The following is a 13,888-nucleotide window of genomic DNA, read 5'->3' on the forward strand; positions in this document are numbered from 1 at the left end:
AATCAGGTGGTCAAATCCACCTGTTGGTTATCAATCAGACGCGCTTTACCCAGCCAGGCCGCCATCAGCACCACCGCATGGGTACTTTCAATGGTCAGCGGCTGCAACGTTGCGGCGTCGCGAATAAATAGCTCGTCGGGTGTGAATCCGGCTTCGCGCAGCGCTTCTGATGCGTTGGCGAGCATATCATCAATTTGCCGGTCGCCGTTGGATAATTGCTCTACCACCTCGTTCATGATGCGACAGAGTTGTGGTGCCTGCTGACGCTCCTCGGCGGTGAGATAACCGTTGCGGGAACTGAGCGCCAGGCCGTCTTTGGCGCGCACGATAGGCACACCGACGACGCTGATGTCGTAGTCCATGTCGGCCACCATCTGACGGATCAGCGCCAGTTGCTGGTAATCTTTTTCGCCAAAGCAGGCGACATCCGGCTGTACCAGATTGAACAGCTTACTGACGACGGTGGAGACACCACGAAAATGCCCCGGACGGCTGGCACCTTCCAGCATCTGCGACAGCCCCGGTACTTCCACGAACGTCTGCTGTTGCAGGCCATTGGGGTAGAGGGTGTCGGGAGCGGGCGCGAACACCAGGTCAACGCCACGCCGCGTCAGCTTCTCGCAGTCTTCCTGCAAGGTGCGAGGGTAGCGGGCCAGATCGTCTGCCCGCTCAAACTGCAAGGGATTGACAAAAATACTGACCACCACGATATCAGCTCGGGCTCGGGCTTCATCCACCAGGGTCAGGTGGCCGTCATGCAGGTTGCCCATAGTCGGCACCAGTGCGATGCGTTTTCCTTCCTGACGCCAGCGGCGGAGTTCGCGGCGCAGCAGCACCGGCGTTTCAATAATCAACACACGTTTGCTCCTGTGTTAAACAAAACTGTATTTCTCGTCGGGAAAGGTTCCCTGTTCAACTTCCTGTACATACAGGCGAACGGCGGCGCGGATATCCGCCGCTTCCGCCATGAAGTTGCGGGCGAACTTCGGCGTATGACCGCCGGTCACACCCAGCGCGTCGTGCATCACCAGAATCTGGCCGTCGGTGACGTTACCGGCACCGATGCCGATAACCGGGATAGTGAGCGCTTCGGTCACGCGTTGCGCCAGCGATACCGGCACGCATTCCAGCACCAATAACTGAGCGCCTGCTTGCTCCAGCGCCAGCGCATCTTGCAGCAATTGGTTGGCGGCGGCTTCGTCACGCCCCTGGACTTTGTAGCCGCCAAAGATATTGACCGACTGTGGGGTCAACCCCAGGTGTCCACACACCGGGACGGCGCGTTCAGTCAGCATACGCACGGTAGGAACAAGCCAACTGCCGCCTTCTATCTTGACCATGTTCGCACCAGCGCGCATCAACGCTGCCGCTTGCTGGCAGGCTTGCTCCGGCGTGGCAGCGCCCATGAAAGGCAGGTCGGATAGCAGCAGGCAATGCGGTGCGCCGCGCCGCACACAGCGGGTGTGATAAACCATATCATCAATGGTAACAGGCAGGGTCGAGTCGTGGCCCTGCACGGGCATACCGAGAGAGTCCCCCACCAGCATTACACGAATACCCTGTTCATAGAACAACTGGGCGAAGCTGGCGTCGTAAGCGGTCAGTGTGGCGAACTTTCTTTGTTCTTGTTTCCACTGGCGCAGATGAGAAATCGTCGTCGCTTTCATGGCAACCTTCCTGAGTCAACTCAAGGGCAGTTCAAGGGTGAGTCATTCTAAAGGAAGGCAGGCATCAGGAACAGCAGTCTATTTCTATTTGTAAAACAAGAGATTGACACCCATTGGGTGCCAGCGGTGTGTTGCAGTCGGCAGGAAAAGGAGGAAGGGCTACTGTTCCTCCCACCGCGTCAGGCCGTTACGGGGCACCTGTTGTAACCGCGTCGTCAGCGCTTCGCCATCGGGAAACACCAGTTCTGGTGCCAGTTCAGCCAGTGGGTAGAGCATGAACTCACGGTTTTTCATGTCATAGTGCGGCACCGTGAGCCGTTCGGTATGCAGCGTCTGGGAGCCAAATAGCAGAATATCAAGATCGAGGGTACGCGGTCCCCAGCGGTGATCCTTACGTACTCGTCCTTGTTCTTGTTCAATACGCTGGGTATGGTCCAGCAGCGCTTCCGGTAGCAACGTGGTCTGTAACTCAGCAACCGCATTGAGATAATCCGGTTGATCCTGTGGGCCGAGCGGGCGGCTGCGATAAAATGATGAACAGCGCACCAGCCGGGTGCGAGGAATGGCGTCCAACGCGGTTAGCGCCGCGCGCACCTGTTGCAATGGTTCGGACAGGTTGCTGCCCAGCGCCAGATAAACCTGAATCACCGAATGTTATCCCGACGGGCTGGACGCTTACGCGGGCGGCGTGAACGGCGATGCGGCGTTGGGCCGTCATCCAGTGTGTTCAACATCACCTGCTGGCGTGGCGGTGCAGCAACCTGAAACTCGCCCCACCACTGCGCCAGGCGTTGCAACTCCTGATGGTTTTCGATTTCGGCACGCAGGCAGAGCAGGTCATACGCGGCGCGGAATTTCGGGTGTTCCATCAGCTTGAAGGCGCGTTTGCCCTGACGACGCGACAGGCGCAACTGTAGCTGCCAGATATCGCGGACAAGCGAGGTAATGCGTTTAGGGATCGCCAGCGAGCGGCACTGTTCATCCAGTACATCGTTCATGGCTAAGGCAAACGCCTCGAAGTAGGCCAGCCCGCTTTCCTGCGTCAGTTTTTGGGCGTGCTCGACCAGCGGATACCACAGCATGGCGGAGAACAGGAAGGCTGGGTTGACGCGCATGTCGTTCTGGAGGCGTTGATCGGTGTTTTTCAGCACCTGCACGATCATCCGCTCCATCGTACTCTCGCCGTTAGCCGTGAAATAACGGCTGATCAGCGGGAACAGCGGCTGAAACAGTTGGTATTCGCACAGTAACTGATAGGTCGGATAGCCGTGGCCTGCCTGCAACAGTTTCAGCGATTCTTCGAACAAGCGTGCCGGAGGGATGTCGTGCAGCAGCGAGGCCAGGCGGGGAATCGGCTCGGCGGTTTCCGGGCTGATGCGCATACTGAGCTTGGCGGCGAATCGTACCGCACGCAGCATACGTACCGGGTCTTCACGGTAGCGGGTTTCCGGTTCGCCAATCAGGCGAATCAGCCCCTGACGCAGGTCGTTCAGGCCGTTGGTGTAGTCACGAACGGTGAAGTCGGCGATGCTGTAATAAAGGCTGTTGATGGAGAAGTCGCGTCGTTGCGCGTCTTCTTCGATGGTGCCGAAAATGTTGTCACGCAGCAGCATACCGTTATGGCCTTGCTGAGCGGCATTTTTCGTTTCCTGTTCCTGATGCTGTTCGTGGTGACCACGAAATGTCGCGACTTCAATGACTTCAGGACCGAACATCACATGCGCCAGACGGAAACGGCGGCCGACCAGCCGACAGTTACGGAACAATTTGCGTACCTGCTCCGGGGTGGCGTTGGTAGTGATATCGAAGTCTTTGGGTTTTTTGCCCAACAGCAGGTCGCGGACGCCGCCGCCTACCAGATAAGCCTCATAGCCCGCTTTGCTCAGGCGATACAGTACTTTCAGCGCATTCTCACTGATGTCGCTACGTGAAATGGCGTGCTGGTCACGGGGAACGACCGTCATCGCCTGCGGCGGATTGTCCGCCCTGGCGGGCTCATTCTCACGATTCAGTACCTTGCGGCAAAAATTAGCTACCCGGGTAAAGATAATACACCTCGATAATCATTGGAAAATTAACGGCACAACAAAAAATAGCGGCTAATCATAGCTCACCCTCAGCCCTTTGAGAATGCTGATGTTATTTCCGGCGATGTAAGCGCGGCTTCAACAGGGACTGTCGCCAGTGACCAGTGCGCGATGGCCCACGCGAGCAACGCCTCTCGGTCAAGGTCCCGCCAGTGTGTTGGTAATGGCTGGCGCAAAAAGGCCAACGCCTGTGCCAGCACAGCCTGAGGATCGCCATCCGGCAGCGCCGGAGCATGGTTCTGCTTGGAAAGCTTGTTGCCGTCATCATTGAGCGCCAGCGGCAGATGGACGTAGGCCGGAGCTGGATAATCCAACTGTTGATACAGTGATAACTGGCGCACCGTCGGTTCGATCAGATCCGCGCCGCGTACAATTTCGGTAACGCCCTGATCGTGATCGTCAACCACGACGGCCAGATTGTAGGCAAACAGCCCATCGCGGCGATGGATAATAAAGTCTTCTCGTGCCAGCATCGGGTCGGCATCAATCTGCCCGCGTAAGCGATCGTAAAAGCTGAGAACTGGTTGGTTCTGGCGCAGGCGCAACGCGGCCTGGTTCGGCGGCAGGCCGCGATCGCGGCAGTGGCCGTCATAGTGGCCGCCAATCTGCTGGATGCGTTGCCGGGTACAGGTACAGAAGTAGCATTTCCCCTGACGCTGCAGGTCAGCCAGCACGGCACGGTACAGATCGTGGCGGCGGGACTGGTACACCACGTCACCGTCCCAGAACAGGCCATACTGTTCCAACTGACGGAGAATGCGTGCGGCAGCACCGGGCACTTCGCGGGGGGGATCAATATCTTCAATACGAACCAGCCAACGCCCGCGGCAGGCTCGGGCCTGCAGGTAGCTGCCCAATGCGGCTATCAGGGAACCAAAGTGGAGGTCGCCAGACGGGGAGGGGGCAAAGCGCCCAACATAAGGGTGTGATTCAGACATACGGCGATATCATGCCGGTTGACGATAATGCGGATTGATCATAAGACGCGAAATCCCGGCGGTTGTGCGTGTGCTCTCCCGCCGGGCTGATATCATCCGGCCATCTGCTTTTCGCGGATTTCGGCCAGTGTTTTACAGTCAATGCACAGATCGGCAGTGGGGCGGGCTTCCAGACGACGGATACCGATTTCCACGCCACAGGACTCACAATAGCCAAAGTCCTCGTCTTCGATTTTCTGCAGTGTTTTGGCAATCTTCTTGATCAGCTTACGTTCGCGATCGCGGTTGCGCAGTTCAAGGCTGAATTCTTCTTCCTGTGCGGCACGGTCTACCGGGTCCGGGAAGTTAGCGGCTTCATCCTGCATGTGCGATACGGTTCGATCGACTTCGTCCCTGAGTTGATTGCGCCATGCTTCAAGAATACGCCTGAAATGAGCCAGCTGAGCGTCGTTCATGTATTCTTCGCCCGGCTTCTCCTGGTACGGCTCCACTCCGGCAATCGCGAGAATGCTCAGAGAGGATGTCTTACGGTTTTGCCCTTCTTGCATGTTGCTTCTCCTACATAAACACGACACGCAGTATCGACTCCCCCAGGGGGGAAAAACAGGCCGCTATAAATAACAGATGGACGTTAGGTTGGCAATGATTCCCGACACTGGCCTGACAAAGTGTGAGAACCGGCATAATCCCATCAGATAATACATAACGTGTGGCAGAATTAGCTCGCTGTCGTCACGTTATTGAAACGGTAATAATTGCCCCAGCGTCATGCCATCAGGCGTGATATGGGCACCGTAACACAGAATTTCAACCCCCTGCTGCCGGGATAGTTGTAATAATTCGGCGTAATGTCGGTCAATGTGTTGCGCTGGTGAAATCCGGTCGATACCGGAGTGCAGCGCGGCGAAACACAAAACAGCTCGACATCCCTGCGCCGCCATCTGTTGCAGTTCCCGCAGATGCTTTTGCCCTCTGAGCGTCACCGCATCGGGAAAGTAACCACATCCATGTTGCAATAATGTGACTGATTTGACTTCAATATAGCAGTCCGCCCGGTCCTCTGCCTGCAATAACACATCTATCCTGCTGTTTTCCGAACCATAGCGCACTTCAGCACGGATAGTGGTGTAACCTGTGAAATCGGCCAGTCGGCCTGCGTGCAACGCTTCAAGCACTAATTGATTGGCGCGCAAGGTGTTGACGCCAATCCAGTGTCCCTGCGTCGTTTGCGTCAGTTCCCAGGTGTGAGGGTATTTGCGTTTCGGGTTATCCGAGGTGGAATACCAGACGGTATCGCCTGGCGCACCACAGCCAGTCATCGCGCCGGTGTTAGGGCAGTGTAGCGTCAGGCTTTCTCCTGCGGGCGTCACCACATCCGCCAGAAATCGTTTGTAACGTTTGAGCAGCGTGGCGGGTTGCAGGCGTGGGGAAAATTGCATGAATGATGTCTCTCAGGAAGTCAGCAACGGCCAGTGGGCGAGGGTGCGATAGTGGGTTCGGCCCGCATCGGTGTGCGATTCGTACAGAAAAAACTGCTCGACCGGCACGGACCAACTGAATGTGGCGGGCGGCACCGGCATTGGGCGAGTGGCACCACGTAACAGCGTGATATGCGGATGAAACGGCTGAGGCGGTTGATAACAACCGTTACGCGCCGCCTGGGCACGCAGCATCTCTGCCAGTTGCAGTAATCCACGCGGTGCCTGACGACAACCGAGCCACACTACGCCAGGTCGGGGCCAGTGGCCGGCATCGTTCAGCGTAAGGGTAAACACCGGTTGGCGAATACGGCCAGCCAGCGTCTGCAAAACCTGCATTTTGGCGTCACTGACCTCACCGAGGAATGCCAGCGTCAGGTGCAGATTGGCCGCTGCCACCGGGCGACCCGCCTCGGGAGCGAATTGCGCGGCGCGCCAGTGTACGATCTGCTGGCCGATCGCCTCTGGCAACGACAGAGCAAAAAACAGGCGGCGGGTCGGGGTCATGGCAATCTCTCTGTTCTGTGGGGTTCCGATGCTACAATGCCCGCCGAATAAAGTTAAGGTTACGTTCCGCCATTCGCCGCGTTCAGGCAACCGGACGGTGCGCTGTTTTTCCTTTTATTAAGATATGTCTTTAGATAACGTCCGGCTATGAATTGTGCTGTATTGCTGTGCCGCCGGATTCAGTCATTACGGAGAGTTGTGTGAGTCTACCCCCCGTCAGCGCCGTACTGGATGACGTCATCCAGGCGTTGCATACCGCGCCGCAAGTGTTGCTACATGCCCCGACCGGTGCAGGCAAGTCCACCTGGTTGCCGTTGCAGCTATTGCAGCAGAGTGCGTTTCCCGGCCGCATTATTATGCTGGAACCGCGTCGGCTGGCGGCTAAAAGCGTGGCTTTCCGGCTGGCGGAGTGGTTGGGGGAAACACCGGGACAAACCGTCGGTTACCGTATGCGCTCGGAGAGTCGGGTGAGCAGCCAAACCCGGCTGGAAGTGGTGACAGAAGGCATTCTGACCCGGATGCTGCAACATGATCCGATGTTGGATGGCGTCTCTTTGGTCGTGCTGGATGAATTTCATGAGCGCAGTCTACAGGCCGATCTGGCGCTGGCGCTGTTGCTGGATGTCCAGCAGGGGCTGCGTGATGATCTGACGCTGTTGATCATGTCCGCTACGTTGGATAACTCCCGACTCTCTTCTTTATTACCGCAATCGATCAGCGTGTCGTCGCAAGGTCGTTCCTGGCCAGTGGAGCGGCATTACCAGCCGGTTGGCTCGCAAGAACGTCTGGAGGAGGCGACAGCCCGGTTGGTTTACCGTCTGTTGCAGGACGAAACCGGTTCGTTGCTGGTATTTTTGCCGGGCGTGGCAGAAATTAAACGGGTACAGACGCTACTGGAAAATACGGTGTTGGCGGAGGTGGATATCTGCCCGTTGTACGGTGCGCTGACGTTGGCGGAGCAACAAAGAGCGATCCTGCCGACGGCTGCCGGACGGCGCAAAATAGTACTGGCGACCAACATCGCCGAAACCAGCCTGACCATCGAAGGCATTCGGGTTGTGGTAGACAGTGGTCTGGAGCGGGTGGCGCTGTTTGATGTCAAAACCGGGTTGACTCGCCTGACGACGCAGCGCATCAGCCAGGCATCAATGGTGCAGCGCGCCGGACGTGCCGGGCGACTGGAGCCGGGCGTGTGCTGGCATCTGTTCGCCCGTGAGCAGGCTGAACGCGCCGCAGCACAAAGCGAGCCAGAAATGTTGCACAGTGATTTGTCCGGGTTGCGGCTGGATCTGTTGCAGTGGGGCTGCAACGACGCCGCGCAGCTCTGTTGGCTGGATACACCGCCTCAACCCGCATTACTGGCGGCAGACCGTTTGCTGGCGCAGTTGGGCATGTGCGATGCGCAACAACGGCTGACGGCGGATGGACGTAAGATGGCGGCACTGGGCAGTGATCCACGGCTGGCGGCAATGTTACATGCCGCCGGACAGGATTCGGATGCGCTGGCGACAGCGGCGTTGCTGGCGGCGATCATCGAAGAGCCGCCACGTACCGGGTCGCCAAATCTGGCTGATGCTCTGCATCGTCCCGCCAGTCACTGGCAGCGGCGGGCACAACAACTGGTGCGCCGTGTCGGCAAGACGTCAGGCAAGGTAAATGAAAGCCTGGCCGTCGCGTTGTTGTCGGCAGGCTTTGCAGATCGTATCGCCCGGCGGCGTGGTCAGGATGGGCGCTATCAACTGGCGAACGGGTCTGGAGCCAGTCTGCCGCCGGAAGACGCGTTGGTAGCATCGGAATGGCTGCTGGCTCCGGTTCTGATGCAGAGTCCGAACAGTGCCGACGCCCGTATTTTACTGGCGTTGTCGGTGGATATTGACCAACTGGTGCGCCAGCGGCCGGAACTGGTGACTGAACAGAATCTGATGCACTGGGATGAAGAAAAAGGTACTCTGCGCGCCAGCTTGCGAACGCAGGTAGGCCACCTGACGCTATCGTCCCGGCCATTAGCCAAGCCGTCGGACGAAGCGTTGCAGCAGGCGATGCTTAACTGGTTGCGTGAGCAGGGGCTGTCGGTGTTGAACTGGGACGAACCGGCGTTGCAACTGCGCCAGCGGTTATGGTGTGCCCGGCAGTGGTTACCCGAGGTGGACTGGCCTGCGGTGGATGACGCGGCCTTGCTGGCGTCGCTGGAACTATGGTTACTGCCGTCGCTGGCTGGTGTTCGGGATCGGCGCACGCTGAATCAGGTAAACCTGAGCGAAGCGCTGTGGCGTTTGCTCAACTGGTCGCAGCGCCAGCGGCTGGATAGCGCACTGCCCAGCCACTACACTGTGCCCGGCGGTAGTCGTTTGTCGATCCGTTATGATGCTGACCAACCGCCGGTGCTGGCAGTAAGACTACAAGAGATGTTCGGCGAACAGGCCAGCCCGTTGTTGGCTGAAGGTCGGGTGGCGCTGGTGCTGGAATTGTTGTCTCCGGCGATGCGGCCATTGCAGATCACTCGCGATCTGGCGGCCTTCTGGAAAGGTGCTTATCGGGAAGTGCAGAAAGAAATGAAAGGGCGCTATCCCAAGCATGTCTGGCCGGATGATCCGGCGAATACGGCACCGACCCGACGAACCAGAAAATACCAAAATACCTAATTTCAGATGTTTCCCCCTTCCTTGTGCAGCGTGGGAGACACAGAGTAGACGGCCATAACGGGTATCCGGCGGTCGTCAGTAACCTGATGGAGATGTCACTGTAATGTCTCGGGATGACCGCGAACCTATCGGGCGCAAACGTAGTGCGTCACGACAAACTCCCCCTCGCAGGCAAGCGACGCGCCGTCGCAGGGATGATGATTACGACGACGATTATGAAGACGAGTACGAAGAAGACTATGACGACGATGAGGATGACGAGGAAGAAGTCATGAGCAAACGGCCGCGTAAGAAGCGTCGCTGGCTGGGGCTGTTGATCCGGCTATTCCTGATTTTCGTGGTGGTAATGTCGATTTATGGCGTTTACCTCGACGGCGAAATTCGCAGTCGTATCGACGGCAAAGTATGGCAACTTCCGGCGGCGGTGTATGGACGCATGGTCAACCTTGAACCGGGCATGGCTTACAGCAAGAAAGAGATGGTCAATTTGCTGGAAGGTATGCAATACCGTGAGGTTAGCCGTATTACCCGACCAGGAGAATTCACGGTGCAGGCTAACAGCATCGAAATTCTACGCCGTCCTTTTGACTTCCCGGACGGCAAGGAAGGTCAAATTCACGCCAAAATGCTGTTCAGCAGTGACCGGTTGTCGCAGATCCAGAACATGGATAATCAGCGTAATTTCGGTTTCTTCCGGCTCGATCCGAAACTGATCACCATGCTGCAATCGCCGAATGGTGAGCAGCGACTGTTTGTGCAGCGTTCCGGTTTCCCTGACCTGCTGGTGCAAACACTGGTCGCCACCGAAGACCGCCATTTCTACGAGCATGATGGCATCAGTTTTTACTCCATCGGCCGTGCGTTGATCGCCAACCTGACAGCGGGCCGGGCGGTGCAGGGCGGCAGTACGCTAACCCAGCAGTTGGTGAAAAACCTGTTCCTGACCAACGAACGCTCGCTATGGCGTAAAGCCAACGAAGCCTACATGGCGTTGATCATGGATTACCGCTACAGCAAGGATCGTATCCTGGAGTTGTATCTGAACGAGGTGTACCTCGGTCAGAGTGGTAACGATCAGATCCGCGGTTTTCCGCTGGCTAGCCTTTATTATTTCGGGCGGCCAGTAGATGAATTGAGCCTTGACCAACAGGCGATGCTGGTGGGAATGGTAAAAGGGGCGTCGCTCTATAACCCGTGGCGCAATCCGCAGGTGACGCTGGAACGTCGTAACCTGGTGTTGAAGTTGCTGCAAAACCAGCAGGTTATCGACGAAGATCTTTACAACATGTTGAGCGCCCGCCCGTTGGGTGTTCAGCCGAAAGGCGGGGTGATCAGTCCGCAGCCCGCGTTCATGCAGATGGTGCGGCAGGAGTTACAACAGCGGCTGGGCGACAAGGCTAACGATCTGTCTGGGGTGAAAATCTTCACCACGCTGGATCCGGTGTCGCAGGATGCGGCGGAAAAAGCGGTGGAAGACGGTATTCCGGCATTACGCGCGGCGCGCGGGGTTAAAGATCTGGAATCGGCGATGGTGATTGTCGATCGCTTCAGCGGCGAGGTTCGGGCGATGGTCGGCGGTTCTGACACGCAGTTCGCTGGTTTCAACCGCGCCATGCAGGCACGCCGTTCGGTGGGGTCGCTGGCGAAACCGCCTACTTACCTGACGGCGCTCAGTATGCCGGATCGCTACCGACTTAACACCATTCTGGCGGATGAGCCGATTTCGCTCAAACAGTCGAACGGGACAACCTGGGAACCCAAAAACTACGATCGGGAATTCCGTGGTCGGGTGATGCTGGTGGATGCGCTGGCGAACTCGCTCAACGTGCCGACGGTTAACTTAGGCATGGCGGTCGGGCTGGATCAGATCAGCGATACATTGCAGAAGCTGGGGATCCCGCAGAACCAGATTCAGCCAGTACCGGCGATGTTACTGGGTGCCATCAGCCTGACACCGATGGAAGTGGCGCAGGAGTACCAGACTATCGCCAGTGGCGGTAGCCGTGCACCACTCTCGGCGCTGCGTTCGGTGATCGCCGAAGACGGTAAAGTACTGTATCAGAGCTTCCCGCAAGCCGAACGGGCTGTGCCTTCACAGGCCGCCTACCTTACGTTGTATGGTATGCAACAGGTGGTAGAGCGCGGCACCTCACGTTCGTTAATGGTGAAATTTGGTAACTACCATCTGGCGGGGAAAACCGGTACGACCAACGACCTGCGTGACAGCTGGTTTGCTGGCGTTGACGGTAAGGAAGTGGTGATCACCTGGGTGGGTCGCGACAATAATGGCCCGGCTAAGCTGACCGGTGCTAACGGCGCGCTGACTATTTATCGCCGCTATCTGGAAAACCAGACACCGTTGCCGCTGATGCTGACACCGCCGGAAGGCATTACCACCATGACGGTGGACAGTAACGGCAACTTTATCTGTAACGGTAGCGCTGGCCGGGCATTGCCGGTGTGGACGGATAACCCGCAGGCGTTGTGTCAGGCTAGCCAGCAAGCGGTGCAGCAACCGACCGGCTCATCAAACGGTCAGCCACAGCAAAATCAGCAGGAAGGCGGCAGCGTTCCTGATTGGATCAAGCAGATGTTTGGGCAGTAAGCGCCACATCCATACATACGCCCGGTTCGCCGGGCGTGTTTTTTGTCTTCTTTCCTCGTCTGTTCTTGTCCCGATACCTGTATTTCACCCGCCAGTATCTAAATCGGTTGCGGAGAGCCTTGGCTTACGCCTATGATTTAATGTTTACGATAATCATTATCGTTTTCATATTTGCCTAGCGTGATCACTGGCGGGCGAACCGAACACCTTCAACGCACGAACTCATGATGCAAAAAGCTATGATGCCGCCGGAGATGACCTTCCGGCTGAATGAGGTCAGCTTTTCCGTGGCCGATCGGGTATTGCTGCATCCGCTGACACTGACGTTTCCGGCGGGAAAAGTCTGCGGCTTGCTTGGTCATAACGGCTCAGGCAAATCTACCCTATTGAAAATGTTGGGACGCCATCAGGCACCTTCCAGTGGCTCTGCCTGGCTGGCGGAAAAACCACTGCCGGAGTGGCGTGGTAAGGCATTCGCCCGTCAGGTCGCTTATCTCCCGCAGCAATTGCCTGCCGCCGACGGCATGACGGTACGCGAACTGGTGGCGGTTGGCCGCTACCCGTGGCACGGTGCGCTGGGTCGTTTTGCACCGGCCGACCAGCAGAAAGTGGACGACGCCATTGAACTGGTGGGGCTGTCGCCTTTCGCCCACCGGCTGGTGGACAGCTTATCCGGTGGCGAGCGGCAACGCGCCTGGCTGGCGATGACCGTGGCGCAGGACAGCCGCTGCTTGTTGCTGGATGAACCGACATCGGCGTTGGACATTGCTCATCAGGTGGAGGTGCTGTCGCTGATACGACAAATGAGCCAGCAACGCGGCCTGACGGTGATTGCCGTATTGCACGACATTAACATGGCGGCGCGTTACTGCGACGAACTGGTGGCGCTGCGTCAGGGGCGGATAGTGGCGCAGGGAACGCCACAGGCACTGATGCAGGCGGAGGTGTTGCAGGCTATTTACGGCATCCCGATGGGGGTATTGCCCCATCCGGTTGAAGGGACGCCGGTCAGTTTTGTGTGTTGAATGAGTGTCGTATGCTGAACAAGATGATGGGTAGCCTGAACCAACCGGATGCGCTCCGGCGCCGTCTGCTGGCGGCGATGCTGGTTGCCCCGTGGTTTTCTCCTTTTGATACCCGTGCGGCTACGGTGGATAGCCAGCGCATCGTGGCGCTGGAATGGCTGCCGGTCGAATTATTGATGGCATTGGGCGTCATGCCGATGGGGGTGGCGGATATCCACAACTACCGCTTGTGGGTGCAAGCGCCGACATTGCCAGCAAGCGTAGTGGATGTCGGTTTGCGCACCGAACCTAACCTCGAACTGCTGGTACGGCTCAACCCTTCACTACTGCTTTATTCGACGGGGTATGGCCCGGCGGCGGAACAGCTTGAACGCATTGCGCCGTCACTGGGCTTCGCCTTTAGCGACGGCAATGGTAAGCCGTTGCAGGTCGCAAGACAGTCGCTGACGACGCTGGCGGAACGCCTGGCGATGAACGACGCCGCTGAACGCCATCTGACGGCGTTTGATCAGTTTATGGCACAAGCCCGCGTCAGATTGCAGCCCTATACCCGCCGTCCGCTGTTGCTGTTTTCGGTGCTGGATGAGCGCCATGTGTTGGTAGTGGGAAAACACAGCTTGTTTCAGGACGTGTTGGATCAGCTTGGCATTGAAAACGCCTGGCAGGGCAGCACCAATTTCTGGGGCAGTACGGTGATAGGTATCGAACAACTGGCGTCAATCGGTCATGCCAATGCCATTTGTTTCGAACATGGCAACGAGGCGGTGATGTCACGGGTCAGCATGAATCCCGTCTGGCGCGCATTGCCATTTGTTCGGGACCAGCGCTGGCAACGTACCGAGGCTGTCTGGCTGTATGGTGCCACTCTGTCGGCGATGCGTTTCTGCCGACTGTTGGACAACGCGATGGAGCGGCTGACATGAGCGTGGAGAATGCCGT

At 57.7% G+C, this 13,888-nt stretch carries 12 protein-coding genes; 4 read left to right on the top strand and 8 right to left on the bottom strand.

Annotated elements, in window-relative coordinates:
- Window positions 1–2: 2 nt before the first annotated feature.
- The 8 genes from panC to thpR all read right to left on the bottom strand — a co-directional run bounded on the left by panC (window position 3) and on the right by thpR (window position 6,677).
- Window positions 3–857: a pantoate--beta-alanine ligase gene (gene panC / locus OB87_RS11165; protein ID WP_033569520.1), complete on the bottom strand. Its 855-nt coding sequence runs from the start codon at window positions 855–857 to the stop codon at window positions 3–5.
- Between the two features lie 15 nt (window positions 858–872).
- Window positions 873–1,667 carry a 3-methyl-2-oxobutanoate hydroxymethyltransferase gene (gene panB, locus OB87_RS11170; RefSeq protein WP_033569521.1) on the bottom strand — a complete coding sequence of 265 codons (795 nt, stop codon included), beginning with the start codon at window positions 1,665–1,667 and terminating at the stop codon, window positions 873–875.
- A gap of 159 nt (window positions 1,668–1,826) precedes the next feature.
- Window positions 1,827–2,315, bottom strand: a complete 489-nt coding sequence (gene folK / locus OB87_RS11175; RefSeq protein WP_033569522.1) for a 2-amino-4-hydroxy-6-hydroxymethyldihydropteridine diphosphokinase — start codon at window positions 2,313–2,315, stop codon at window positions 1,827–1,829.
- A complete protein-coding gene (gene pcnB, locus OB87_RS11180; RefSeq protein WP_072025462.1) occupies window positions 2,312–3,715 on the bottom strand; it encodes a polynucleotide adenylyltransferase PcnB in 1,404 nt (467 codons plus the stop codon). Before pcnB ends, folK begins: the two co-directional genes overlap by 4 nt.
- 68 nt (window positions 3,716–3,783) lie before the next feature.
- Complete coding sequence (gluQRS, locus tag OB87_RS11185; protein ID WP_033569524.1) at window positions 3,784–4,692, bottom strand: tRNA glutamyl-Q(34) synthetase GluQRS; 909 nt, start codon at window positions 4,690–4,692, stop codon at window positions 3,784–3,786.
- Window positions 4,693–4,784: 92 nt separating this feature from the next.
- Window positions 4,785–5,240, bottom strand: coding sequence for an RNA polymerase-binding protein DksA (gene dksA / locus OB87_RS11190; protein WP_012768782.1), 456 nt, complete (start codon window positions 5,238–5,240; stop codon window positions 4,785–4,787).
- 189 nt (window positions 5,241–5,429) lie between these two features.
- Window positions 5,430–6,131, bottom strand: a complete 702-nt coding sequence (gene sfsA, locus OB87_RS11195; RefSeq protein WP_033569525.1) for a DNA/RNA nuclease SfsA — start codon at window positions 6,129–6,131, stop codon at window positions 5,430–5,432.
- 12 nt (window positions 6,132–6,143) lie between these two features.
- On the bottom strand, window positions 6,144–6,677 hold the full coding sequence (gene thpR / locus OB87_RS11200) for an RNA 2',3'-cyclic phosphodiesterase (RefSeq protein WP_033569526.1): 534 nt from the start codon (window positions 6,675–6,677) through the stop codon (window positions 6,144–6,146).
- 200 nt (window positions 6,678–6,877) lie between these two features.
- Here thpR and hrpB point away from each other — a divergent pair, with 200 nt between their 5' ends.
- The 4 genes from hrpB to fhuD all read left to right on the top strand — a co-directional run bounded on the left by hrpB (window position 6,878) and on the right by fhuD (window position 13,872).
- Window positions 6,878–9,319 (top strand): ATP-dependent helicase HrpB, encoded by a 2,442-nt coding sequence (gene hrpB, locus OB87_RS11205; protein WP_033569527.1) that lies wholly within the window; start codon window positions 6,878–6,880, stop codon window positions 9,317–9,319.
- A gap of 103 nt (window positions 9,320–9,422) precedes the next feature.
- Window positions 9,423–11,924 (top strand): bifunctional glycosyl transferase/transpeptidase, encoded by a 2,502-nt coding sequence (gene mrcB / locus OB87_RS11210; protein WP_033569528.1) that lies wholly within the window; start codon window positions 9,423–9,425, stop codon window positions 11,922–11,924.
- Window positions 11,925–12,151: 227 nt separating this feature from the next.
- Window positions 12,152–12,949: a Fe3+-hydroxamate ABC transporter ATP-binding protein FhuC gene (fhuC, locus tag OB87_RS11215; protein WP_033569661.1), complete on the top strand. Its 798-nt coding sequence runs from the start codon at window positions 12,152–12,154 to the stop codon at window positions 12,947–12,949.
- A gap of 11 nt (window positions 12,950–12,960) precedes the next feature.
- Window positions 12,961–13,872, top strand: a complete 912-nt coding sequence (fhuD, locus tag OB87_RS11220) for a Fe(3+)-hydroxamate ABC transporter substrate-binding protein FhuD (RefSeq protein ID WP_033569529.1) — start codon at window positions 12,961–12,963, stop codon at window positions 13,870–13,872.
- Window positions 13,873–13,888 lie beyond the last annotated feature (16 nt).

The organism is Dickeya undicola (assembly GCF_000784735.1).
GTDB classification, from domain to species: Bacteria; Pseudomonadota; Gammaproteobacteria; order Enterobacterales; family Enterobacteriaceae; genus Dickeya; species Dickeya undicola.